The sequence below is a fragment of the Anaerolineales bacterium genome, assembly GCA_003105035.1.
GTDB lineage: Bacteria > Chloroflexota > Anaerolineae > Anaerolineales > UBA4823 > FEB-25.
The window spans coordinates 17,900-43,018 of the sequence record PQAL01000018.1 but is presented as its reverse complement, the minus strand read 5'-3'; the positions used below and the strand labels follow the sequence as shown (position 1 = coordinate 43,018).

Here is a 25,119-nt window from a genome sequence, read left to right as displayed (position 1 = left end):
TCCTATGAACAAGATAAAAATTATCATCCGCAAAGAATGGGCTGAAGTATTTAAAAAACGCATGGTGTTGTTTTCAGTGATCTTTTTACCACTCTTCCTGAGTGTATTACCGTTGATCATCCTATATTCCATGGGTGGAGCAGCGAGTAATGCTGCCGGAGCTGACCTTCCTGCCCAATTCGCCAAGCTATGCAAAGAGGGCATGACCACTGGACAATGTATGCAATATTATATTGTCAGCGAGTTCATGATCATGTTCATGATGATCCCGCTTTTCGTCCCGGTCAATATCGCCGCTTACTCTATTGTGGGAGAAAAAACCACCCGTAGTTTGGAACCCCTGCTAGCCACCCCCATCACAACCGGAGAACTACTGGCTGGGAAGAACCTGGCCTCCGTTATCCCAGCAGTCATCGCCACCTGGGTCGGCTTCGCCATCTTTGCCGTGGGTTCATTGATCATCACCGGGGGAGGCGCATTGGCGGCTGCCATGCTTGACCCAATGTGGCTGATTGCTGTCCTGGTTGCTGGGCCATTGATGGCTGTGCTCTCGGTAAATTTCAGCATCATGGTTTCCTCACGGGTCAATGATCCCCGCGTTGCCGAGCAATTATCCGCTGTGGTCATTCTGCCATTACTGGCCATATTCTTCGGACAGATCGCTGGCCTGTTTGTGCTCAACAGCGCCTTGATCTTGGTGATGTGTGTCATATTATTTCTGGTAGATATCCTGATGGTTTATCTGGCCGTGCGCCTCTTCCAGCGCGAGACCATCCTTACCCGCTGGAAGTGAACGATCTTCGACACTGGAGAAGGATTGAATTGATGAAAAAGTTATTAATTCGTCTGCTAATCTTGAGCGTGCTTGTATTGAGCACCGCCAGCCTTGCTCAAGCCCAAACCACAGAGCAGTTACAGTTGGGGTTGAACAGGGATTGGGGCTATGGTGGTTTTGGGAATGACATCCAGGGGTTATTTACTGCAAAAATAAAGGACCCACCTGCCAATGTAGTATCAGTCGAGTTCTATATAGATACAACCTCGATGGGTAAAGACGACACGCCACCCTTCAGCCTGCAGTTCAATACTGATTCTTACCCACTAGGTGAGCATACGATCAGGGCGACTGGATATACATCCGATGGATCTACGATTAATTCAAATCAAATCGTAGTGAACTTTGTGCCTGCCAAGAATGTCGGTGAGGCATTGGTAAAATTCATTGTCCCGCTCATCCTGGTAATCGTGGCGATTGCTTTGCTGGCCGTTTTCTTGCCTTTGGCCTTAAGCAAAGGCAAGCTGGCATCCACACCTCTGGGTGAGCCCCGCAAGTATGGAATTGGCGGCGGAGGCGTCTGCCCGAAATGTGGACGACCCTTCCGCTTGCGCCTGTGGTGGATCAACCTGGGCGCGAGCAAAATTGACCGATGCCCTTACTGTGGAAAATGGTCCATGGTGCGTCCACGTTCGATCGCCGAGTTACGCGCTGCCGAAGCAGCCGAGCTATCCCAGGCTGGCTCCAACCCTGAGATATCAACAGAAACAGAGGGAGAAAAGCTTAAAAGGGAGTTGGACGATTCCCGTTTCCAGGAACCTTAAATAACCTGCTCCCCGGCTGTATACCGGGGAGTTTTTATTTTTCCACTGGTCGCTTTGGGTCTGTTATCCATTCACTATAGGAGCCGGCAAACAAGCGGGCTTCACCTAACCCCGCCTTAATCATCGCCAGGATGTCATGCACCGCGGTGACTCCCGAACCGCAGTAACACACCACGTGATCGGCGGGCGTATCGCCAACCAATCCCTTATACCTGACAGCCAGGCTTGCCTCTGACTGGAACGTCCCATCCGGGTTGAGATTGCTTGCATATGGGGCTGAGATAGCCCCCGGGATATGCCCTGCAACTGGGTCGATGGTCTCGTTCTCTCCCTTGAAGCGGTCTGCTGAACGGGCATCCAACAGTTGGTAAGCAGGATCATTGTGTAACTTCTCAACCGCTTCAGCGGAGACAATCATCTCTGGGTGAGGATGGGGGATAAAATGCCGGTACTCTCGTCGCTCAACCCCGCTGCATGCCGGCAGCTTTTGATCTAACCACGCCTGCCAGCCACCATCCAGCACTGCCACCGAATCATGCCCGAGCCAGCGTAACAACCACCACACTCTTCCGGCTGACAGTGCGCCTCCTTGGTCATCATATGCCACTACCTGCACGCCTTGGTCGATCCCCAGCCGCGAAAAAACCCGGCTGACATCTTCAATGCTTGGTAGCGGATGCCGCCCGGTCTTACCTTTGATTATAGGTCCTGACAGGTCCTCGTCAAGGTTGGCATAGACTGCACCAGTAATATGTGAATGCTCATAATCCAGCTGTCCCTGAGTGGGATTGGCCAGCTTGAAACGACTATCTACAATGGCCCAATCAGGGTCACCTAAATGCTGGGCCAGCTCCGTTACTGATATGGTGGTCGTGAATGGCATATCATCTCCAGATACTTCTCTATCATACCAAGGTTTAGTTATATCGTATTACAATTAGATGGTCATTAAAAACTACTGACCCAGCACTGGTTGATCACTCCATTGGGAGGAATAGATTTAAAGACATGGATCTATCAATCGGGCGTTGTTGAATATCGGGTGAGATCGTTAAGTGCGGTAATTATTGAGAGAGTTACGAGAGACCTTAAGATAGGATAGGGATCATCAGGAGACCCATGCCAACCTACTTCACACCTTCGTTTGAGTTCCACATCTCACGCCAGTCGCGCGATTATTACCAGTTCGACCAGCTGATTTTCGGCCAGGCGAATAATGTAATCTTTGCCGATTTCCACGCCGCTCGGCTGTTTTCCCTTAAAATGAATCAAAAGAAAGACCTGCTAAACTTTCCTGAGAAGGTGGTGCGTGCTGGGCAAATCAATGCCATGGGGTTGATCGATGAAATCCTGCACATGGTTGTCCAGTTATTCCGCCAGCAGGTGAACCCTCAGGTGATGCAGGAAGCCCTGGATTGGGTGGGTGGGATGCTGGGTAAAGAGGAAGTCGACCAGATTCTGGTGCACTTCGTTCAGGAATTTCCCACCGTGGAAGTCTATCGCACTGCGATCAGTGCCCAGGCCTATCTGGAGGGCGCGACCAACGGTATCTCAAACCGGCAGATAGCCCTGGAAGAGCTATTGCTGTTATGGTTGGCCAATGCCAACCCGGCATTTTCTCCATTCCGCGAGCTGTTCAATGACAGCCAGCTGGCGAAGGACACAGCCTATGAGAAGCTGATCCCATTGATGCATGCGTTCTTCGAGACTCAACCGCCATTTGGACCAGATAACCAAAACCTGATAGATATGCTGCGCGCCCCAGCCATCCAGGCTCCCCATTCACTTACTGCCCAGCTGGAATATATCCGCCAGCATTGGGGTGCCATGTTGGGGAAATTCCTGTTCCGGCTTTTAGGAAGCCTGGACTTGATCAAAGAGGAAGAGAAAGCTGCCTTCTTGGGACCTGGCCCAGCTCGCGTGGTTGAATTTACAGGCATGGAGATTGAACCAGAACGCTACAGCACTGATAAGGACTGGATGCCCAGCCTGGTGTTGATTGCCAAGAACGCTTACGTCTGGCTTGACCAGCTGTCCAAAGCATACCAGCGGCCGATCCAAACCCTGGCCCAAATCCCTGACGAAGAACTGGACAAGCTTGCCAATTTTGGGTTTACCGGGTTATGGCTGATCGGTTTGTGGGAGCGTAGTGCCGCCTCCAAACGCATCAAGCAGCTGCGCGGCAATCCAGAGGCTGTAGCATCGGCCTATTCGCTGTACGATTACCAGCTCGCAGCTGACCTGGGAGGTGATGAAGCCTACCAGAACCTGCACCAGCGCGCCTGGCGAAGGGGCATCCGCCTGGCCTCCGATATGGTCCCCAACCACATGGGGATTGACTCGCGCTGGGTGATCGAACACCCCGATTGGTTCATTTCGCAGGATTACAGCCCGTTCCCTTCCTATTCTTTTAATGGATCTAATCTGTCTTGGGACCAGCGCGTGGGGATTTACGTGGAAGATCATTATTTCAATAACACCGATGCTGCGGTGGTATTTAAGCGCGTCGATTTTTGGTCTGGCCAGGAGAAATACATTTATCATGGCAATGACGGCACTTCCATGCCCTGGAATGACACGGCTCAGCTGGACTATCTCAATCCCCAGGTGCGCGAAGCTGTGATCCAGACGATCCTGCACGTGGCGCGGAAATTCCCGGTCATCCGCTTCGATGCAGCCATGACCCTGGCCAAGAAGCACTACCAGCGCTTGTGGTTCCCGGAACCAGGCACGGGTGGAGCGATCCCATCCCGGGCTGAGCATAGTCTTACCAAGGAGCAATTTGACGCAGCCATGCCGATTGAGTTCTGGCGCGAAGTGGTCGACCGGGTAGCCCAGGAAGTGCCCGATACCCTGTTGCTGGCTGAAGCCTTCTGGCTGATGGAAGGCTATTTTGTGCGTACCTTGGGCATGCACCGGGTGTACAACAGCGCTTTCATGAACATGCTACGCGATGAAAAGAACGCCGAGTACCGCCTGGTGATGAAAAATACTCTCGAGTTCGATCCCGAGATCTTGAAGCGCTACGTTAACTTCATGAACAACCCGGACGAGCGCACCGCCGTGGACCAGTTTGGAAAAGAAGACAAGTATTTCGGCATCTGCACCATGATGGTCACATTGCCTGGATTACCCATGTTTGGGCATGGGCAGGTCGAAGGTTATACCGAGAAATATGGCATGGAATACCGGCGCGCTTATTGGGACGAGAAACCGAACGAATACCTGGTCGACCGGCACCGCCGGCAGATCTTCTCCCTGCTCAAGAAACGTTATTTGTTCTCCCAGGTGCAAGACTTTCTGCTGTACGATTTTTACTCTCCAGAAGGTTACGTGAACGAAGACGTGTTTGCCTATTCCAACCGGGCAGGGGATGAACGCGCCCTGGTGGTGTACCATAACAAATTTGCCACAGCCCGGGGATGGATCCGCATCTCGGCTGCCTATTCGGTCAAAACTGATGGTGGCGATCACATGCTCCTTCAAAAACGGTTGGGAGAAGGACTGGGCGTGGCAGACGATGCCAACATCTACTGCATTTTCCGTGACCCGATCAATAATCACGAATACATCCGCAACGCTAGGGAATTGCACGAGAAGGGATTGTTCATCGAGCTGGAAGCATATAAATGCCAGGTATTCATTGGTTTCAGGGAAGTGGTTGATAATGAATGGCACCAATACGGCAACCTGGCAGCCTACCTGAACGGCCGTGGGGTGCCCAGCATGGATGATGCTATGAAGGAGCTCTTCCTACAGCCAATTCACACCGCCTACCGTGAGCTAGTCAATGCGGGCTTCTTCCGCTGGGTAATTACCAATCGGGCACTCCTTCCTGCCGGGCAGGTGGCTGGTGACAAGCCTGCTGCCGCACAGGCACAACTGCTCCAGGAAGCCCATACCAAAACCACCCGCTTGCTGGAAGAAGTCAGCCGTATCACCCATGCATCCGGTGACATAGGCTCGATTACAGCTGCCCTCCAGGCATACCTGCAAGCGATCCTCGATCTGCCTATCTACCAGGAAAAACACCCAGCGCTTAATGCCCGAAAATTCCAACCCGTCATCAAATACCTGCATGCGGGTAACATTCGCACATCCCCATGGAAAAATGGCGATGCCTATGCCTGGAGTGTACTGCTTGGCTGGTTGTATACCTCATACCTTGGTAAATGTATCTCTGAAGAAGGTTATGAGGAGGTCAGCCGCAGCTGGATCGATGAGTGGATGCTGAACAAAATCCTGGTCAGCACACTCACTGACCTTGGTTTGGATGAGCGTTCCAACTGGCGCGCTGTAACCTTGCTCAAGCTGGTAACTACTCACCATGCATGGTGGCAGAAGGTAGGTGTAGTGAAGCAAAAAGCTCCTGGCTCACCGGCGTACCAGCTATTAACTGCACTTCTCTCAGACAGCGATGCCCTGGGTTTCCTGGGGGTGAACCGTTACCAGGATGTCTTGTGGTTCAATAAGGAAGCCTTTGAAGATTTGATGTGGTGGTTGTTTGTTATAGCCACCGTCGAAATATCCGTGGCAGGTGCTTTAACGGGCGATATTGGCAAGCTGATCCTGGCTATACATGAGCAGATCACCAGCCTGCTGGCAAGTGCTCAGACATCCGGGTTCAAACTGGAGAAGCTGCTGGAATTAGTGAAATAAGCTAACCGGGATGGTTTTTTGCATCTCGCGCTGTAAGACTTTATCGCCCCTGAGCCCTGTCCTTTGGCTCGATACATAATGCAGGTCGGCTTTGAATTGATCTGTTAAATTTACCCCGGTGGCGAGATAGGTCAGCCTGACAGCCTGGGCAGCATAAGCAACACTGTTACGGGGCTCGAGGCGGCTGAAATCATCGAAGAACCAGCCACACGAGGTATAGATGCGCTGGCGTTCGCGTTGCGCTTCCAGCAGCAAGCGGATCTGGGTAAGCTGCTCTGCTGCTAGCCTACGACCGGCGTATTGATAAATCAACTCATCACATGACAGCTGTTTCAGCATTACGTGGATATAAGCATTCCTGATTTTCCATGCTTCGATCTTATACCCGGTTAACACATCCACATAGACACGATCGAGCTGGTGTGCCAGGCTGTTGAAAGCCTGCCTGAGGTAACCTTTCCAGCGCCCGTCACTGGGGGTGCAGCCACAATCCCCGTTCCAACGCTCCACACCATGGTGGCAAGACCAGGAAGTATTTTCGCGTATGCTAATCCAATGCCTGGGTGGGTTCTGTTTCAACCATAATGCAGGGTAAGTCTTTTCCAGACCGGCGTTGGCACTGGCACCATTAACCAGGTGGGCTAGGAAACGATCGCGAAAGTGCTGGTGGTGTCCATATAATTCGCCATCAGAAGCAATCAAAAGCAGTTGAGGCTCCCCACGCTGTTCCTTTTCATAGATAAAAGTCGGTACCAGGCAGTTTCGAGCAAATTCATCCGCATTGCTGGTCAGACCGGGGTTAAAGCTTATACCAGAGCTTAGCTGTTGGTGATAAAAAAATACCGAGATGCTTTTTCCTGCTGATAAAGCAACTCGGTATGGTTCCGTGACATCCAGAGGGTAACCCTCTGCCTGCCAGGGCGCGAGGATGGTGAATTCGATCCCATGCTCTGCCAGGATGTTTAAAGTTTCCATGTCAACGGCTGTCTCTGGCAACCACAAGCCTGCTGGTCTGCGACCAAAGTGGTATTCAAAATCGGCGATCCCCCACTCCACCTGGGTAACCTTGTCTTCATAGGTAGCCAAAGGCAAGATCGTGTGATTGTAAGATTGGGCGATGGCGTTCCCCACGCCATGCCGTTGCAAGTTTACCCGGTCTTGGGCTACAATCAGTCGGGTGGCGGCAGGATCATAGTTGTTCATCCAGGAAAATAAAGTAGGGCCGATATTGAAACTAATCTTCTCGAAATTCCCTAATTGCGCATTGGGGAGGTAGCATTCAGCGTGGATTCGCTCGTTCCAGTTATGGTAGGGCGAAGCGCCATGTTCTGAGGGGATTAACCCCGAAATCGGATCTTCCCGTGAGGGCTGGTAGAAATGTCCATGGATTGAGATAGCCTTAACTGACACGATTCCTAGCATTCCCCCTGGCTGGCTGCAATGAACCGAAGAATCATGCTTTGAGTTTTAACCCAAATCTCATATTTTGGCAAGGGGAAAGCAAACTCTCTAATCTTAAGATCCAGGCTGTATCTTGAATTCAACCCGGGTAAATCGTGTAAAATAACCATACGCGAGGTGGCACCATGGCTGAACCATCACGAATGAACGTGCTTTTCCTGGCTTCCGAAGCTGACCCCCTGATTAAGATCGGTGGCCTGGGAGATGTGGCTGGCTCGCTACCGAGAGCTCTTCTGGCAATTCATCGCTACAACGAAGCCGGCCAGGTGGTACTGGATGTCAGATTGGTCATCCCATTTCACCCTGCGATCCGCCAGAAATACCCTGCACCCCAGCTGGTGGCTCAATTCACCATCCACTCCAAAGATAAGGAGATACCTGTTAAGGCATACCTGCTCGATTTGAACGGGCTACCTGTGTACCTGATCAGCGGAGCGCCGATTGACCAGGAAACCGGGGTATATTCCTTAGATTTAGAAGCTGATGGTTATAAATACGTTTTTTTCTCCCTGGCTGCCCTGCAGCTGGCACAGGAACTTAACTGGAAGCCAGATATCCTGCACGCCAATGACTGGCATACTGCTGCCGCGGTGTATTCTCTGGCGTTGCGTCGTCCGGTGGATAAATTCTTCAGCCACACAACATCCCTTCTCACCGTGCATAACTTACCTTATCTGGGTTCGATGACTGCCACAGGGTTGGAGGCCTTCGGTCTGCCTTCTGCTGAAGATTCAGACCTGCCATCTTGGGCACAGCAGATGGCTTTACCGCTGGGACTACTGGCTGCCGATTCCATTGTAGCAGTCTCACCTGGTTATGCCCGGGAGATACTGACCGAGGAATATGGTTCAGGGCTGGATGGCTTTTTAACTGCCCACCAGGGAAAAATTTCCGGCATCCTCAATGGCCTCGATACCATCACCTGGGATCCATCAACAGACCAGGCTTTGACCAGCAGATTCAACATCAATACCATTTCCGATCGGAAATACAATAAATCAGCCTTGCAGGCAGAACTCAATCTTATCATTGATGAGCAGGTTCCCATCCTGGCTATGGTCACCCGCATGGACCCACAAAAAGGTGTTGACCTGGCTGTTGATGCCGTACGGTTTCTGCTTCATGAAACCCGCAAAGCTTCCATACCATTCCAGGTAGTTTTCCTGGGCACAGGCAACCCTGTACTGGAAGAGGCGGCGCACCAGTTAGAGCAGGATTACCCTGATCAGGCTCGTGCCAGGATAAAATTCGATGAACAGCTCAGCCGGCGAATATATGCAGGTGCCGACGCCTTGCTCATGCCATCGCGATACGAGCCATGTGGCCTTTCACAAATGATCGCCATGCGCTACGGCTGCGTACCCATCGCCCATGCCACGGGTGGCTTACGTGATAGCATTCATGACCCCAGCCATTCCGATGAACCTACTGGTTTCTTATTCGAAAAAGCAGATGCGAAGGCACTGGTAAAGACTATCCAACGGGCTTTGACCAGGTTTTCAAGATATCCGGAAGAGTGGCGCCAAATACAGATAAATGGGATGCAGCAGGACTTTTCATGGAATCATTCCGCAAGAGAGTATATTACGAAATATAAATTATTGGTCGGGTGAGAAATCTATGTATAATGATTTGAGGCTTATCAGGAGGTAATTATGAAAACTCGGGCGGTCATCCTTGCTGGTGGAGAAGGTTCCAGGCTTGGAACACTAACCGCGAAACGGACCAAACCGGCTGTTCCGTTCGCGGGGAAATACCGCATTATCGATTTTACCCTCTCAAACTGTGTTAACTCAGGGATATTCGACGTAATGATCATCGCCCAATACCGGCCCCACTCCCTCATCGAGCACATCGGTGCGGGTGGCCCGTGGGATCTGAACCGTGACTTTACAGGTGGTGTGCGTATTTACACTCCCTACAAAGCACGTGGGGCTTCCGATTGGTTCCTGGGGACCGCCGATGCTGTCCAGCAGAATTTCCGCTTTATCAAGAACTCCGACCCGGATTTTGTGTTGATTCTCTCCGGTGATCATGTTTATGAAATGAATTATGCCTTGATGGAGGACGCCCATATCGCCAACCAGGCCGATCTGACCCTAGCGACCATCACGGTGCCGATCAAAGAGGCTTCTCGAATGGGTATTGTTGGAGTGGATGGACAAAGCCGGGTAACCTCCTTCGTGGAGAAACCCGCCGAGCCGCCTTCCAACCTTGCCAACATGGGTGTCTACCTATTTAAAACCGAAATTTTAAACCAGTATTTACTGGATGATCATAATCTGCCTAGCTCTTCCCATGATTTCGGAAAAGACATCCTGCCCAAGATGGTTGCCGACGGTGCCAGGGTTTTCGCCTATCCATATAACGGGTACTGGATGGATGTGGGGACTGCTGCCTCATACTGGAAAGCTCACATGGATCACCTGGAAGATAAACCCCCATTTGACCTGAATGATCGTTCGTGGGTCATCCATACCCGTACCGAAGAACGCCCACCGGTTTGGATTGCGCGTGGGGCTACCATCGAAAACAGCTTGATATGCGATGGATGCGAGATCGACCCCACAGCCAAGGTCATCCGCAGTGTCCTCTCACCGGGTGTGCTGGTGCGTCCAGGGGCAGTGATCCGGGAGTCGATCCTGCTGACGGATACCGTGGTCGAATCAGATGCCGTTATTGAGCGCGCCATTATTGATAAGCGTGTCCACATCAGATCGCACGCCAGGGTGGGAGGCATGGTTGATGGAGCAGAGCCAGTCCTCACCATGATCGGCAAAAACAGCGATGTTCCCAGAGGTTTCACCGTCGAAGCAGGGGCCGTTATCGGCACGGATGTCATCGAAAGCGATTATCCTGCTTCAGTCGTCCGCGGTGACGACTACATTCTTACCAAGAGGTTAGCTCATGAAGTTTAAGCGCTCATCCGGCATCTTATTACACCCCACCAGCCTGCCTGGTCCTTATGGCATCGGTGATATCGGACCGCGCGCCCATCGATGGATCGACTTTCTGGCCGGATCCGGTTGTGGTCTTTGGCAGGTGCTCCCCATCGGACCTACCGGCTACGCTGATTCGCCCTATCAATGTTTTTCATCATTTGCAGGCAATCCGCTCCTGATCAGCCCGGATAGCCTGATGCAGGATGACCTGCTTCACCCGGATGACTTATGTGACCACCCATCATTTCCAGTGAGCCGGGTGGACTTCGGCCAAGTCATCCCCTGGAAGGCTGGCGTCCTTGACCGCTCGTTTATCCGCTTCCAAAATTCACACTCGTTGCAACTGAAAGCTGATATGGAAGAATTCCGAGCCAGGCAAGCACTGTGGCTGGAAGACTACGCCCTCTTCATGGCGATTAAGGAAGCCCATGGAGGCGCGCCCTGGCCCACCTGGGAGGCACCGTTACGCCAGCGGGAGGCAGGTGCCTTGGCTGAAGCAGCTAAGGCACTGGAGGTAGCAATCCAGCGCCAACTCTACCGTCAATTCATTTTTTACCGCCAATGGGAAAGCTTACGCCAGCATGCCCACGCCAAGAATATTCAAGTTATCGGTGATATCCCCATCTTCGTTGCTCACGATAGTTCCGACGTGTGGACCCACCCTGAATTGTTCTTCCTGGATGAAACTGGGATGCCCTCCGTGGTAGCTGGTGTGCCGCCGGACTATTTCGCACCCACCGGGCAATTATGGGGCAACCCACTCTACCGCTGGGATGTCCACGCCCAGGATGGTTATGCCTGGTGGCTTGAGAGAATCAAAGCAACCTTAGCCATGGTGGATATCATCCGCATCGACCACTTCCGCGGTTTTGCTGGCTATTGGGAAGTGCCGGGTAAAGCCAAAACTGCTGAAAATGGCTGCTGGACCCCTGGCCCTGGGAAAGCCTTTTTTAGCAGCATACGCCAGTCATTAGGTGATCTACCGATTATCGCTGAAGACCTGGGTGTGATCACCCCGGATGTGGTTGAATTGCGCGATACATTCAATCTGCCGGGTATGCGCATCTTCCAGTTCGGATTCGACAGCACGCCAGAAGACCCCTTCCTACCTCACAACTATGTGGTGAACTGTGTGGTCTATACCGGCACACATGATAATGACACCGCGCGTGGCTGGTATGGGCGTGTCACCGAACAGGAAAAAGCCATGTACCACAAGTATTTGGACTGCGATGGCAGCCAGGTGAATTGGGATTTCATCCGTGGAATCTGGTCTTCTGTGGCGGTCTTTGCCCTGGCTCCCATGCAGGATTTCCTCGGCCTTGGCAATGAAGCCCGCATGAATTATCCCGGCAACCCCAGTGGAAATTGGATGTGGAGGATGGAAGGATCTACCCAGAGCAGCGAGCTGCAGGCGAAGATCAAGGAATTAAATTACCTGTATAGTCGCTTGAATAACTATACAGGCTAAAATTGCTAAGCTTTGTTAACTCTTTTGTTGAGTCTCTCAGAAAATGCAATTCTGGCAGGTTTTGCGCCTGCCAGAATTGTTTCGTACTGGATAAAAAGAACCCCACTATGTCGTGTGATGCAAAGTTCTGAACCTGCTTTCGCAGGTTGGTGTCCTACCAGAAGGATCCGCCTTGGCTCTAGCCTATCGCGTCACCTTCATGAGAGTGGACTCCCAAATATCAGTGTTGGCTCAGAACGCAAAAAGCAACAACACGTGCACAGCAGGGTAACTATCTTATACCACAAAAAAAGACGCGCGAGTAGAGTTTTCTGAAAGGCTTACTTATCATCTCTGATAGGTCATGTATCTCTACATGCTGATCTATGGATATACGCGCTTGATCGTGCGTGGGAACGGTATTGCCTCCCGGATATGTTCAATCCCACAAATCCAGGCGACTGTCCGCTCTACGCCCATGCCGAAACCCGCATGAGGCACGCTACCGAACCTGCGTAGTTCCAGGTACCACTGGAAAGCCTCTTCGGGCAGGCTATGCTGCCTGAGGCGCTGCAGCAACAGATCCGGGTTGGAGATGCGCTCACTTCCACCGATAATCTCGCCGTATCCCTCTGGGGCAAGCAGATCAACACTCTTGCAGACTTCGGGTCTACCCGGCCAGGGTTCCATGTAAAAAGCCTTTACATCAGTCGGGTATCCGTAGACAAAAACCGGTTTTTCATACAGGCCGGTGAGCTCGGTTTCATGGGGGGCGCCAAAATCCATGCCCCAATCGATCTTGAGCAGCTCTTTCTTCTCCGGGTCATCGGTCTCATCCCGCAGCTGCTCGATCTTTTTCAACGCATCGTCGTAGGAGATGCGCGGGAATGGGGGTGAGATTTTCTCAAGCCGCTTGACATCCCGCTTCAATGATCTCAACTCAGGCGCACATTGCTCAAGTACCCTCTGGACGATGTGGGAGACAAACTGTTCTTCGATCTCCATCAGCTGGTCCAGATCGCAGAAAGCTACTTCCGGCTCTACCATCCAAAACTCGGTTAAATGGCGGCGAGTCTTAGATTTTTCAGCCCTGAAAGTCGGGCCGAAACAGTAGACTTTTTTAAAGGCAAAGATATCGGCTTCGTTGTATAGCTGGCCGCTCTGTGCCAGGTACGCCACACCTTCATCGAAATATGGTGTTTCGAACAACGTTGTGGTACCTTCGCAGGCTGCCGGGGTCAGGATGGGCGTGTCCATGCCGATAAAACCATTGGTATCCAGCCATTCTCTGATCGCCTTGATGACCGCAGCACGCACACGCAGGATCGCCCATTGGCTGGGCATGCGCATCCATAAATGCCGGTGATCCAGGGCAAAATCTACTCCCTGCTCCTTGAGCGCCATGGGATAATCGATATCAGCCGCTTGCACGATTTCTACGTTTTTAATACCCACCTCATATCCGCCAGGGATGCCCGGGGCGCGTGAATCAGCCCTGACTCCGCCGGTGATGATCACAGACGATTCTTGGGGCAAGCGTGTCAACCTATCGAAAATCTCTTCGTCCAAATCACTTTTGAAAGCCACACATTGCACGAAGCCGTATCCATCGCGCACCAACAGAAAGACCAGCTTCCCTTTATCAGTACGGTTATATGCCCAGCCCTGGATGGTTACCTCCTGGCCGACATACTCAGCGATTTTATCTACTCGAATAATGGGTGCCATTCCTGCCTCCCTGTTTGGTTATTATTCTACTTTGATATGTAACTCGCGCAGCTGCGCTGGTTCAGCTGGTGATGGAGCACCAGCCATCAGGTCGCGCGCTGTCTGGCTCTTGGGGAATGCGATCACTTCCCTGATGTTAGGCTCATCCGCCAGGATCATACAAATCCGGTCGATACCCGGGGCGATTCCGCCATGAGGTGGGGTTCCGTATTCAAAAGCTTCGAGCATGTGCCCGAAACGCTCCCGCGCCACTTCAGGGTCGAGGCCGATCAGTTTGAACACCTTCTCTTGCAGCTGGCGTTGGTGGATCCTGATCGAGCCACCGCCGACTTCATAATTATTTAACACCAGGTCATACTGCTGACCGCGCGCCTTCCCAGGTTCGGTGTCCAACAAAGGGATATCTTCCATCATCGGCGAGGTGAATAAATGGTGGCTCGGATCCCAGCGGTTTTCTTCGCTGTTCCATACCACGAATGGGAAATCGATGATCCAGCAGAATGCCAGGATGTCCGGATCAATCAAGTCGAGGCGCTCTGCCAGTAATACACGCAGCCGTCCAAGCACCTCAAAAACAATGGCTGGTTTGTCAGCCACGAACAACAGCAGGTCACCTGGTTTGGCATCCATCCTGAGCAAGAGCGATTGCAGGACTTCCGGTTTGACTGCCTTGGCAAACGACGACCGCTGGTCACCGCTGGTGGCGATGGCGATGTAAGCCAATCCTTTCGCCCCATATTTCTTAGCATATTCCGCTAATTCGTCCAGCTGTTTGCGGCTGTAATCGCCTGAGCCTGAGGCGTTGATACCGCGCACGTGCCCACCTTCGTTCACCGTGTTCTCAAAGATCTGAAAACCTGACATCCCTGCCAGGTCGGTGACATCAACTAATTCCATCCTGAAGCGGATGTCCGGATTGTCCTTGCCAAAACGCTGCATGGCTTCCTGGTACGAAAGCCTCGGCCACGGACTGGCGAATAAGCGTTTCTCCGGCACTACCTGGGCGACCATCTTGGTGAACATCTCTTCAATCAGCTGCATGATATCCTCACGCTCGATAAACGACATTTCCAGGTCGAGCTGGGTAAATTCAGGCTGGCGGTCACCGCGCTGGTCTTCATCACGGAAACACCGGGCAATCTGGAAATAGCGCTCAACGCCTGCCACCATTAGCAGTTGTTTCAGCTGCTGGGGAGATTGCGGCAAGGCGTAAAACTCTCCTGGATAAACTCTCGATGGCACCAGGTAATCGCGTGCCCCTTCGGGGGTGGTCTTGAAAAGGATTGGGGTTTCAACTTCTAAGAAACCCTTACTATCAAGATAATCACGGATGAACTTGATCACCTTGTGGCGCAGGATCAGGTTGCCGCGCATGCGTTCACGGCGTAAATCCAAGTAACGGTAGCGCAGGCGGATTTCCTCGTTCTCGTCTTCTTCCTTGCTGATAGTGATCGGCGTGGTTTTCGCCTGGTTGAGTACCTTGACTTTTACCGCCAGGACTTCGACATCACCCGTGGGCATATTGGGGTTGGCCAGTCCCTCAGGGCGCAGCCTGACAATGCCTTCCACCTGGATCACCCATTCCGGGCGAACTTCTTCCAGTGCCTGGTGGATCTCAGGGTATTTCTCCGGGTCGCTGACTACCTGGACCAAGCCAAAACGATCGCGTAGATCCACGAAATTGATCCCACCATGCACTCGCCGGCGATTCACCCAGCCTGCCAGAGTGACTGTCATCCCTTGATGACTGGCACGTAGCTCACCACATGTATGCGTCTTGTACATTCATTGCCTCCATTCAGATACACCAGCCAATTGGTAAAAAAATCGCCCTTCGCGGGTGGCGTCGGGCGATCGATGATGACCTCTCTGGCTCAGCGCTCTTGCAGCCTGAAGCCTCTCGCCCGATGCAAGCCTGGATTATCATTATCATTGAGTGTGAAGAAAGCCCAGATTAAAAGTTTCATCCCAAGCTCCAAATTTTCAGCATTATACACGAGATTAGGTTAGCATGGAAGGAAAAGTAGTGTAAAATATGCCCTCAGATTAAAAAGTTATTAGTGAGGAGCGGCATATGTCTCGGAAATTACTTATGCTTATTGGTTTACTGCTCATCCTCGCAGGCATCTTATCAGCCTGTGCAGGAACCCAAGGTGAGCCTGGGCCTGTTGGCCCGGCTGGGCCTGCTGGTCCCGAAGGGCCTGCTGGACCGGTTGGTGAGACTGGCCCTGCAGGTGAACCTGGACCAACCGGTGCTGAGTACGTCGGTGATCAGTTATGCTCCGGTTGCCACTATGACATTTCCCAAACCTACATGAAATCGGGCCATCCGTGGAGCCTCAACCAGATCAGCGAAGGGAAATCACCTGACTATCCATTCAGCCAGATACCCGCCACACCTCAAGGATATTCCTTGAATGATATCAGCTATATAATCGGTGGTTATTATTGGAAAGCGATCTTCGTCAACTCCGAAGGCTACATCATCACCGATACGCCTGCCAAAGCTGGCGACACGAGCTTCTTTAACCAGTACAATCTTGGAAATAGCAGCCTGGGTCTTTCCCCAAATTGGACTTCTTATCATTCTGGTGAAGCTGACCTACCGTTTACCTGCGGAACCTGCCATACCACGGGATTTTCCAGTGGTGGCAGCCAGGACGAACTGCCGGGTATCACCGGCACCTGGGCTCAACCCGGTGTGAGGTGTGAGCGTTGCCATGGACCCGGAAGTTTGCATGCCAATAATCCCAAGGGGGTACGCATGCTTGTGCAGACCGATTCCAGCCTGTGCAGGGAATGCCATGTCTATGTGCCCACTGCCTCACTGGATGTAGCGAATGGTTTCATCCAACACACCGACCAGTTTGGTGATCTCAGCCAGAGTAAGCACCAGGTACTGACCTGCCTGACCTGCCATGATCCTCATTCCGGTGTAGTCCAATCCCAGGTTACTGGCGAGCCAACGACCAAGCTGCTCTGCCAGGATTGCCACTGGCAGGAAGCCCAATTCCAAAACAACCCTGCTCACGTTGCCAATAACATTGGCTGCAGAGATTGCCATATGCCGCACCTCATCCAGAGCGGCTCAGCCAATCCTCAGGCATTCACTGGCGATATGGCTACGCACGTCATGGCCATCGATCCACGAAAGGTGAGCCAGTTCAACGAAGATGGCAGCTTGGCAACCGGGCAGGTGAGCCTGGATTATGCTTGCCGCCATTGCCATGGCACGCTTAAAACTGCTGCTGAGCTGCAGTCAGCTGCCAGTGGTTACCACGCCATCCCTGCCCTGGGTACGACCCCATAGCTCTGTGTTATTTTCGATTAGAACCATTACGAAGGCTGGCATTTATGCGCCAGCCTTCTCTTTTAAAATTATTTACTTCGCACAGGCGTTACATTTATCTATGATTAAAAATGACATTCCTAACTGAATATTTCCGCAGTTTCTAATATCATCAATATAGGGTAAAATAGCCAAATTCTCATGTTAGATTAATAGGGTGAATAACCTATATATGGAGAAGAATGCGATGAAAATTCTCAAGGCGATCCAGAAAAACCGTACCTGGGTGGTGTTTGGAATTGTATTTTGTGTCAGCGCTATCGTCGGTGCCCTGCTGGCGGTGGCCCAACCTGTCACAGCCGCGCCGGTAGCAGAGCCAGCATACCAGGTTCCAGGCTTTGCTGGATCACAATCCTGTGCACAGTGTCATGAGAATATTTACACTGCCTGGCAGGATACCCGTCATGCGTTGGCATTTTCAGCACCGATCTTCCAGCGGGACTGGACAGAATTAGGCAGTCAGGTATCCTGCCTTGAATGCCATACGACAGGTTTTGAGGGCAATACGGGGAATTATGCCGAAGAAGGTGTGACCTGCGAAGCATGTCACGGACCCTTCCAGCCCAACCACCCGGAACAACCCATGCCGATCACTCCAGATGCCGAATTATGCGGCACCTGCCACAAGACGACCACAGACGAATGGCACGCGTCCGTTCATGGCCAGGAGGGCATTCAATGCCAGGCATGCCATAATCCGCACTCCCAGACCCCGAAAGCAGAATCGGTCACGGCCCTGTGTACTACCTGCCACCAGGAGCGGGGTGGATCGTTCACTCACAGCACGCATGCCAATGCCGGTCTTGAGTGCAGCAACTGCCACATGTATACCAGCCCCCGCACCGATGACCCCATCGAAGGTCTTGTACCAACCGGTCACACATTTTCCGTCGGTTCAGATGCCTGTATCGCCTGCCATCAAGACACCGTCCACACCCGGGATGAGATTGTGAAATTAACCGGGGAAGTGAAGGAATTAAACGCAGTTGACGCAGCTACTTTAGAGCAACAAGTTCAGACGCAACAACAGCAGATTGACGATTTACAATCGCAAAGCACGAACCGCTTATATATCGGGCTGGCTCAGGGTGCCATCGTCGGCTTAATGATTGGTGGAGCTGCTGCCTGGGTCGTCAGCCGAGGCATTACCGTCATTGAGGAAAAAGAAGATGAGCAAAAAGAAAACAAAAGTTAAGCTCGATCTATCCCGCAAAGACTTTTTGATCCTCGGTGGCACAGCCGCGGGCTCGGTTGTAGCTGCCCAACTGCTCACTACCGGTCCGTTCTCACCCTTTGCCAGTTTTAAACAGGAGCAGGTAGAAGGGCTTGAAGAGAATACCAGCGATATCAGTGGCCATCACTGGGGGATGGTGATCAACCTGGATAAATGCATCGGGTGCGAGTACTGTCTGCGGGCGTGTTCAGCCACCAATGACGTGTGGGTGGATATGGAATTGAAACGACCTGAGAAACCCTGGAATATCGTCGTTGATGAAAAAACCTCCACAGGTACGCCGTTCTATTTCAGCCGGCCTTGCCTGCACTGCGGTGACGCACCCTGCGTAGAAGTCTGCCCGGTCAAGGCAACCTATCACCGCAATGACGGCCTGGTGGTGATGAACTATGACCGCTGCATCGGCTGCCGTTATTGTGAGATCGCCTGCCCTTATGACGCCCGAAAATTTAACTGGCAGGAATATACAGCTGAAAATCCATACATTCCCACCTGGGGGATCCCGGAAGTGGCTCGCCGCCCGCGCGGAGTCGTTGAGAAATGCACATTCTGCATCCAACGGATCGATGGAGGCCTGGCTTCAGGCTTCGTACCCGGCGAAGATAGGGAAGCGACACCTGCCTGTGTCAACATTTGCCCGGTAAGTGCCCGCCTCTTTGGAGACCTAAACGATCCTAACAGCAAGGTGTCACAGGCAATTGCAACTGAAGCAACCATCCGTTTGCGCGAAGAGCTGGGTACTGAGCCAAGCGTCTACTATGTCATCCCCAAGGAGGGCTTATAAATGGCTACACAAGCTCTTGGTGAACGAAAACAATTCTCAATCAGCCCGGCGATGCTTGCCTGGCTTGGCTTCCTTGGTTTATGCATTTTGATCGGCTTGCTCTCGGCGGTGACAGTTTTTTGGAATGGCCTGTACGTCACCAACATGACCGATTCTGTCCCCTGGGGCCTGTGGATTACTATTGACCTCTCATCAATCGCCTTAGGAGCCGGTGCGTTTACCCTTTCGGCGGTGGTTTACCTGTTTGGCTTGAAACGCTTTAAACCGATCATCCCCCTGGCGGTTTTTGTCGGTTTCATCGGATATTCCTGCGCCTTGTTAACCCTGATCATGGACATCGGCCGGCCCGACAGATTTTGGCACCCATGGATTTACTGGAATATCCATTCTGTCTTATGGGAAATCACCTGGTGCATCACGATTTACCTGACGATCATGCTGGTCGAGTTTGCCCCGATTATTGCCGAGTCACGCTTCTTCAGGAAATATAAATGGATCCAGGTTGGTGCACAATACCTGCACAAGGCAGCTCCTGTACTGGCCCTGTTAGGGTTAGCCATCTCTTTGCTCCACCAATCTTCCCTTGGTGCTACATACGGAATCGTAAAATCAAGACCAATTTGGTTCAAGCCCAGTATGCCGATCATGTTTATCCTTTCGGCGGTGGCAGTTGGACCAGCTCTGACGATGGCCATTGCGTATATCATCGAGTGGATCACGGGTAAGAAATCCATCGCGGATGACATCCTGCGCGCCATTGCTCGTTTCAGTGGTTTTGCCTTACTGATTTACGGATATATCCGATTTTGGGACCTGGCTGCGGTCACCTATTATGGACGCACACCCTCTGTCAGTGAAGCGTTTAATTTGCTTAGCCAGCAGACTCCATATAATTTTTCCTTTTGGGTCTTTGAGATTTTCCTGGGGGTGATCCTACCAGCAGTGCTCTTCCTGACGCCACGCTTTAATCGCAGGCCAGTGTTCCTGGTGATTGGAGCAGCGTTTGCCGTCTTGGGCATCCTGATCAATCGGTGGAACGTCACCGTTGGCGGCTTATTCGTTCCACTGAGCTATTCTCCTGGCACCCTCTATCAGCTGCCACCCGGGAATTATTTCCCTGGCCTACCTGAATGGGGTGTCGCCATAGGGATTATTGGATATGCCCTGGCCATGTTAACACTCGGGGTGAAATTCCTACCCCTTTTTGGCAAAGAGGAACATTCATAAACCGTGATCTTGTGGATAGGTTATACTTAATAGTGAAAAATTTCCTTTATAGCAACTTGCTTGCCACTATTTCGATTGTCCATGCTTGCCCGTCAGGAGTTGTACATCTCCTGGCTGTGAGCGGAGGATAAAATTATGGGTGACGCATCAACCAACCCAGTTTTTGTAGCCTTGTTATGTATCGCGCGTTGCCTGGTGCCGTTAATTATCTTGTTTGGCATCTCTTATCTGTTACGCCGTTTCGGTATCGTCGCAAAACCCCCTCCTCCCACAGAGGATTATCAAAAAAGTGAAGACAATGGCTATTAAGGAGGACCGGGCGATGTCGAAGCGTATATCAAACGTCAAATTACCGGCGATACTCATACTAGTCGGGTTGATCTTAATTTTGAGCCTGTTCTGGTTTTCACCATCACAAGCCAGTGAGCCGAAGCAGCAAACCGAGGAATACTGCTTAAGCTGTCATTCCAATACTGATTTAAAAATGACCCTGCCGAGTGGGGAGGTGGTCTCCCTGTATATCGACCCTGCGCAGTTGCAAGGCTCGGTTCACAGCCCCAATGGGATCGAATGCGAAGCCTGCCATACGAACATCACCAGCTACCCTCACCCTGAGATCAGCTACCAGACGAAACGCGAGCTGACCCGTCAGTACTACCAGGCATGTCAAAAATGCCACCCCGATAACTACTCCAAGACCCTGGATAGCATGCATGCCCAGGTAGCTGAAGCAGGTAATCTGAATGCCCCGGTATGCACCGATTGCCATGGATCACACTATGTCAAACCTCCCGACCAGCCGCGTACCTTGATCCCGCAGACCTGTGGCAACTGCCACACCCAGGAATTTGGCATTTATCAAAACAGTGTGCACGGTAATGCCCTGATTCAAGAAGCCAACCCCGATGTACCAGTCTGCACCACCTGCCATGGGGTGCATAACATCCAGGATCCACGCACCCAGCAATTCAAAGTCGAGGAACCTGACTTGTGCGCCAGCTGCCATGCCAACGAGGAAATGATGGCGAAATATGGGCTTTCAGCCGATGTTTACAGCCTGTACAATTTATCCTGGCATGGTGTGGATGTCTCAGTATATGAAGCCCGCTGGCCGACAGTACAGCACAACTCGGCAGTATGTACCGATTGCCATGGTATCCACGATATCCTGAAACCGGATGACCCTAATTCATCCGTCAATCCAGCTAACTTGCTGGTTACCTGCCAGAAATGTCACCCGGGTGTCAGTCCAAATTGGACTGGCGCTTGGACCGGTCACTACAAGGTGAGCCTGGAGCGCAGCCCATTCCTTTATTATCTAGACCTGTTTTACTCATTTTTTACCCCGGCCATCCTTATTGTTTGCGGAATTTATGTGATCTTGCAGTTCATCAGGTTCATGGTTGATCGGGCGAGGAGGAGCCTATGAAGACCCCAAAGGAAGCAACCTCATCCTCCTCAGCGATGCGCGTCAAACTCGTCCGCACTTTCCCGCGTTTCAACCTCAGCCAACGCTGGGAACATGCGGTATTGATGATCAGTATCTTTGTCTTGCTGCTGACCGGATTACCCCAAAAATATAACACCTCCACCTGGAGCCAGGCGATTATTTCCACCCCAGCAAGATTAAACCTGCTGCAGCAAATTCACCATATTGCTGCACTGCTGCTTACTGCACTGGTCATCTACCATCTGGGCAAAATCATCTACCAGATCATCCGGCGGAAATTACCCGGAGACATGCTACCCACGCTTAATGATGTTAAAGATGCCTGGAAGATGGTGCTTTACCTGATCTACATAAAGAAACAAAAACCAGCCTTCGGTAAATATAATTTCGAACAGAAGGTAACCTATTGGTTCCTATTCTTTGCCATCGGCATCATGGTCATCTCCGGCTTCATCATGTGGTTCCCGGAAGTGGTAACCCGCCTGCTTCCAGGGCAAGTGATCCCGGGGGCGATCATGGCCCACAGCACTGAAGCCATTGTCACGGCGATTTTCATCATCATCTGGCATTTTTACCATGTTCACCTGGAGAGGCTCAACTTGAGCATCTTTTCGGGCTGGCTTAATGAGGAAGATATGCGTACCTATCATTCCCTTGAGTATGAACGCCTGGTGAAGCAGGAAAACCCCAAGGAAACTCAGGGAGAAGTCAAGTCATGATGGCTGCACGTAAACACCTGTTCATCTACCTGGTGGGTACAGTATTGATCACCCTAGTGTCAATCGTCTTCATTGTGATCAATGTAGCAGCTGCTCCTTCTGGGCAGGTTACAAGCGGCATTTCATACCAGCAGGGCTCTCCAACCGGGGGCAATGTCAGTCTGATCGTGAGTAACGAAACCTGCCTGGGCTGCCATGGCACTCCAGGCATTTCCATGCAGCTTGAAAATGGAGAGACGCTGGACCTTTACGTCGATCCTCAGGCCTACGCAGCCTCCATCCATGGTCAGGATGGATATGCATGTGTCCAATGCCACACCAACCTGGGAGAGTACCCTCACCCCGAATTCAAGGCATCAGATCCGCGCGATGCCACCCTGCAGCTTACCGGTGTATGTGACCGCTGCCATTCAGGGCAATATACCCTCACGATGGACAGTGTCCATGCTGCCGCCCAAGCTGAAGGTAAACGCGAGGCAGCGGTCTGTTCTGATTGCCACGGTTCGCATAATGTCCAGCAATGGACAGATCCCGATACTGGTGAGCTATTGCCCCAGGCTCGCTTGAACATCCCTCTCACCTGCGCGCAGTGCCATAACGCTATCTATCAGAAATACGTAAATAGCGTCCATGGTGCTGCCTTGACTGAAGAAGCGAACACTGATGTTCCCACCTGCATCGATTGCCATGGCGTTCACAACATTGGAAACCCGACGACTGCCGCCTTCCGCCTTAACTCACCACAGCTATGCGCTACCTGCCATACGAATCCTGAGTTGATGGATAAATACGGTATCTCGACCGATGTATTGAATACCTATATATCTGATTTTCACGGGACGACAGTCACCTTATTCGAGAAACAATCACCCGATGCACAAACAAACAAGCCCGTTTGTTATGATTGCCACGGTGTGCATGACATTTCCAAGGTGGATGATCCTAACACTGGCCTGCAGATGCAGGAAAACCTGCTGGCTCGTTGCAAGGTCTGCCACCCCGATGCCACCAGAAATTTCCCCGCCGCCTGGATGTCGCATTACATCCCATCAGCCAGTCATTTTCCTGCAGTATATTATGTGAATCTCTTCTATAGCCTGTTCATACCCGGTGTGCTTGGCTTTATGCTCGTGCTGGTCGGCCTGGATGTCGGTCATTCTGTGTACGTAAAAACTCGCCACAAAGGCCAATCTGCCAAACCTGCCCCGGAATCAGTACCCACGGAAGTAACTCCCCCTGAACCTGGGGCAGATAACACAACGGAACAGGGTGACCAGCTGACAGAAGAGGTGACCCATGGATAAGACAACCATGCCATCTCCAACCCAGGCAACTGCATCAGACAAGCTCATCACGTACAACCGGTTCGATATCTCCCAACGCATTGAGCATATCGTTTTCCTGGCCTCATTCACCATCTTGGGTTTCACCGGCTTGATCCAAAAGTTCTCTGCCTCTCCAATAAGCGATACTTTTATTTACTTGTTAGGTGGCATCGAACAGGTACGCATCATCCATCATATCAGTGCTTTCGTTATGATGATCGTCAGCGGTTATCATGTCCTGGTTTTGGGTTATAAGGTGGCTGTGCTACGCGTTCCGTGGACGATGCTACCAGGCATCGAAGACGCGCAGCACCTGATTCAAGATGTGCTGTACTATTTGGGTTTTAGAAAACACCGGGGGTACTACGGGCGCTTCAACTATGCTGAAAAAATGGAGTACCTGGCGGTTGTGTGGGGTACGGTGATCATGGGGCTGACAGGTTTCATGATGTGGAACCCGATCACTACAACCAGTGTTTTGCCAGGAGAGTTCATCCCAGCAGCAAAGGCTGCCCACGGCGCTGAGGCAATCCTCGCTGTGCTGGCAATTATTATCTGGCATTTTTACCACGTTCATGTAAAGCACTTCAATAAGAGCATGTTCACAGGAAAACTAAATCGCGAGGAAATGCGCCACGAGCATCCGGCTGAGCTTGCCCGGATTGAATCTGGTATGGCTCTTAAAAGACCCTCACCTGAAGTGATCCGCAAACGCCAGATGTTTTACTTTCCTGCAGCCCTGCTATTCACGGTTGCTTTTGGCTTCGGCGTGTATAAGTTCAGCTTTGTAGAAAAAACTGCCCTAACTACTGTTCCCCAGGGTGAGACAGCCCAGGTATATGTACCCGTGACTCCTACCCCGCGGCCTTCACCCACACCCCCACCAACACTCGAGCCGGGTGATGAAGTGGCTGCCATGACCTGGGATGGCTTTTTCTCGGGTCTATTCCGCAATCGCTGCGGTTCCTGCCATGGTGTCACCAAAGTGGGCGGGTTAAGTCTGGCGACTTATCAGGCGGCACTTGCCGGAGGCAATTCTGGCCCGGCGATTATTCCCAATGATCCGGATAATAGCGTCCTGGTCCAAAAGCAATCTGCCGGGAATCACCCGGGTCAACTGACCATCGACGAGCTAAACCAGGTAATCGCCTGGATACAGGCTGGAGCACCAGAAAAATGATGGAGTACACAC

Annotated in this window: 17 protein-coding genes, 1 other RNA gene and 1 pseudogene; 13 read left to right on the top strand and 6 right to left on the bottom strand. The window is 51.8% G+C overall.

All coding sequences use genetic code 11. From position 1 onward, the window contains the following. The first annotated feature begins 4 nt into the window (after positions 1 to 4). Both C3F13_07800 and C3F13_07795 read left to right on the top strand, forming a co-directional pair. Positions 5 to 793: an ABC transporter gene (locus tag C3F13_07800; protein PWB53799.1), complete on the top strand. Its 789-nt coding sequence runs from the start codon at positions 5 to 7 to the stop codon at positions 791 to 793. Positions 794 to 825: 32 nt separating this feature from the next. Next, positions 826 to 1,599 carry a hypothetical protein gene (locus C3F13_07795; protein ID PWB53798.1) on the top strand — a complete coding sequence of 258 codons (774 nt, stop codon included), beginning with the start codon at positions 826 to 828 and terminating at the stop codon, positions 1,597 to 1,599. A 34-nt stretch (positions 1,600 to 1,633) separates the two neighbouring features. On the opposite strand, the gene C3F13_07790 is transcribed toward C3F13_07795, so the two are convergent. Next, entirely contained in the window at positions 1,634 to 2,482 is an 849-nt protein-coding gene (locus C3F13_07790; protein PWB53797.1) for a sulfurtransferase, read from the bottom strand. Positions 2,483 to 2,718: 236 nt separating this feature from the next. On the opposite strand from C3F13_07790, the gene C3F13_07785 reads away from it, so the two are divergent. Next, on the top strand, positions 2,719 to 6,258 hold the full coding sequence (locus tag C3F13_07785; GenBank protein ID PWB53796.1) for an alpha-amylase: 3,540 nt from the start codon (positions 2,719 to 2,721) through the stop codon (positions 6,256 to 6,258). Here the strand turns inward: C3F13_07785 and C3F13_07780 are convergent. Beyond that, positions 6,247 to 7,680, bottom strand: a complete 1,434-nt coding sequence (locus C3F13_07780) for a glycoside hydrolase (GenBank protein PWB53795.1) — start codon at positions 7,678 to 7,680, stop codon at positions 6,247 to 6,249. The genes C3F13_07785 and C3F13_07780 overlap by 12 nt on opposite strands. Before the next feature lie 164 nt (positions 7,681 to 7,844). On the opposite strand from C3F13_07780, the gene C3F13_07775 reads away from it, so the two are divergent. From C3F13_07775 to malQ, 3 genes are read left to right on the top strand one after another with little or no spacing between them, the layout of a single operon-like run. Further along, the gene (locus C3F13_07775; protein ID PWB53794.1) at positions 7,845 to 9,332 is read left to right on the top strand and encodes a starch synthase; all 1,488 of its coding nucleotides are present in this window, start codon (positions 7,845 to 7,847) and stop codon (positions 9,330 to 9,332) included. A gap of 42 nt (positions 9,333 to 9,374) precedes the next feature. Next, entirely contained in the window at positions 9,375 to 10,637 is a 1,263-nt protein-coding gene (locus tag C3F13_07770; GenBank protein ID PWB53793.1) for a glucose-1-phosphate adenylyltransferase, read from the top strand. Continuing rightward, positions 10,627 to 12,132, top strand: coding sequence for a 4-alpha-glucanotransferase (gene malQ / locus C3F13_07765; GenBank protein ID PWB53792.1), 1,506 nt, complete (start codon positions 10,627 to 10,629; stop codon positions 12,130 to 12,132). The genes C3F13_07770 and malQ overlap by 11 nt, the downstream gene beginning before the upstream one ends. Before the next feature lie 95 nt (positions 12,133 to 12,227). On the opposite strand, the gene ssrS is transcribed toward malQ, so the two are convergent. The 4 genes and pseudogenes from ssrS to C3F13_07745 form a co-directional block, all read right to left on the bottom strand. Next, a non-coding RNA gene (ssrS, locus tag C3F13_07760) (6S RNA) lies at positions 12,228 to 12,404 on the bottom strand. Positions 12,405 to 12,495: 91 nt separating this feature from the next. Continuing rightward, complete coding sequence (locus C3F13_07755) at positions 12,496 to 13,839, bottom strand: asparagine--tRNA ligase (protein PWB53791.1); 1,344 nt, start codon at positions 13,837 to 13,839, stop codon at positions 12,496 to 12,498. Between the two features lie 21 nt (positions 13,840 to 13,860). Next, positions 13,861 to 15,624 (bottom strand): aspartate--tRNA ligase, encoded by a 1,764-nt coding sequence (locus tag C3F13_07750; GenBank protein ID PWB53790.1) that lies wholly within the window; start codon positions 15,622 to 15,624, stop codon positions 13,861 to 13,863. A 375-nt stretch (positions 15,625 to 15,999) separates the two neighbouring features. Beyond that, a pseudogene (locus C3F13_07745) lies at positions 16,000 to 16,098 on the bottom strand (exosporium leader peptide). Between the two features lie 1,262 nt (positions 16,099 to 17,360). Between C3F13_07745 and C3F13_07740 the strand changes: the two are divergent. The 7 genes from C3F13_07740 to C3F13_07710 all read left to right on the top strand — a co-directional run bounded on the left by C3F13_07740 (position 17,361) and on the right by C3F13_07710 (position 25,107). Then, the gene (locus C3F13_07740) at positions 17,361 to 18,383 is read left to right on the top strand and encodes a hypothetical protein (GenBank protein ID PWB53789.1); all 1,023 of its coding nucleotides are present in this window, start codon (positions 17,361 to 17,363) and stop codon (positions 18,381 to 18,383) included. Continuing rightward, a complete protein-coding gene (locus C3F13_07735) occupies positions 18,358 to 19,206 on the top strand; it encodes a hypothetical protein (GenBank protein PWB53788.1) in 849 nt (282 codons plus the stop codon). The genes C3F13_07740 and C3F13_07735 overlap by 26 nt, the downstream gene beginning before the upstream one ends. Further along, a complete protein-coding gene (locus C3F13_07730) occupies positions 19,207 to 20,433 on the top strand; it encodes a hypothetical protein (GenBank protein ID PWB53787.1) in 1,227 nt (408 codons plus the stop codon). Between the two features lie 298 nt (positions 20,434 to 20,731). Continuing rightward, positions 20,732 to 21,862, top strand: a complete 1,131-nt coding sequence (locus C3F13_07725; GenBank protein ID PWB53786.1) for a cytochrome C — start codon at positions 20,732 to 20,734, stop codon at positions 21,860 to 21,862. Beyond that, complete coding sequence (locus tag C3F13_07720; GenBank protein ID PWB53785.1) at positions 21,859 to 22,602, top strand: hypothetical protein; 744 nt, start codon at positions 21,859 to 21,861, stop codon at positions 22,600 to 22,602. The genes C3F13_07725 and C3F13_07720 overlap by 4 nt, the downstream gene beginning before the upstream one ends. After that, positions 22,599 to 23,906: a cytochrome C gene (locus C3F13_07715; GenBank protein ID PWB53784.1), complete on the top strand. Its 1,308-nt coding sequence runs from the start codon at positions 22,599 to 22,601 to the stop codon at positions 23,904 to 23,906. Before C3F13_07720 ends, C3F13_07715 begins: the two co-directional genes overlap by 4 nt. Then, the gene (locus C3F13_07710) at positions 23,899 to 25,107 is read left to right on the top strand and encodes a hypothetical protein (GenBank protein ID PWB53783.1); all 1,209 of its coding nucleotides are present in this window, start codon (positions 23,899 to 23,901) and stop codon (positions 25,105 to 25,107) included. The genes C3F13_07715 and C3F13_07710 overlap by 8 nt, the downstream gene beginning before the upstream one ends. Positions 25,108 to 25,119 lie beyond the last annotated feature (12 nt).

Coding starts and splice junctions, on each gene's coding strand:
- malQ (PWB53792.1), top strand. CDS start 10,627: ATGAAGTTTAAGCGCTCATCCGGCATCTTATTACACCCCACCAGCCTG.
- C3F13_07710 (PWB53783.1), top strand. CDS start 23,899: ATGGATAAGACAACCATGCCATCTCCAACCCAGGCAACTGCATCAGAC.
- C3F13_07725 (PWB53786.1), top strand. CDS start 20,732: ATGGCTATTAAGGAGGACCGGGCGATGTCGAAGCGTATATCAAACGTC.
- C3F13_07775 (PWB53794.1), top strand. CDS start 7,845: ATGGCTGAACCATCACGAATGAACGTGCTTTTCCTGGCTTCCGAAGCT.
- C3F13_07750 (PWB53790.1), bottom strand. CDS start 15,624: ATGTACAAGACGCATACATGTGGTGAGCTACGTGCCAGTCATCAAGGG.
- C3F13_07795 (PWB53798.1), top strand. CDS start 826: ATGAAAAAGTTATTAATTCGTCTGCTAATCTTGAGCGTGCTTGTATTG.
- C3F13_07720 (PWB53785.1), top strand. CDS start 21,859: ATGAAGACCCCAAAGGAAGCAACCTCATCCTCCTCAGCGATGCGCGTC.
- C3F13_07755 (PWB53791.1), bottom strand. CDS start 13,839: ATGGCACCCATTATTCGAGTAGATAAAATCGCTGAGTATGTCGGCCAG.
- C3F13_07785 (PWB53796.1), top strand. CDS start 2,719: ATGCCAACCTACTTCACACCTTCGTTTGAGTTCCACATCTCACGCCAG.
- C3F13_07735 (PWB53788.1), top strand. CDS start 18,358: ATGAGCAAAAAGAAAACAAAAGTTAAGCTCGATCTATCCCGCAAAGAC.
- C3F13_07740 (PWB53789.1), top strand. CDS start 17,361: ATGGAGAAGAATGCGATGAAAATTCTCAAGGCGATCCAGAAAAACCGT.
- C3F13_07715 (PWB53784.1), top strand. CDS start 22,599: ATGATGGCTGCACGTAAACACCTGTTCATCTACCTGGTGGGTACAGTA.
- C3F13_07800 (PWB53799.1), top strand. CDS start 5: ATGAACAAGATAAAAATTATCATCCGCAAAGAATGGGCTGAAGTATTT.
- C3F13_07770 (PWB53793.1), top strand. CDS start 9,375: ATGAAAACTCGGGCGGTCATCCTTGCTGGTGGAGAAGGTTCCAGGCTT.
- C3F13_07730 (PWB53787.1), top strand. CDS start 19,207: ATGGCTACACAAGCTCTTGGTGAACGAAAACAATTCTCAATCAGCCCG.
- C3F13_07790 (PWB53797.1), bottom strand. CDS start 2,482: ATGCCATTCACGACCACCATATCAGTAACGGAGCTGGCCCAGCATTTA.
- C3F13_07780 (PWB53795.1), bottom strand. CDS start 7,680: ATGCTAGGAATCGTGTCAGTTAAGGCTATCTCAATCCATGGACATTTC.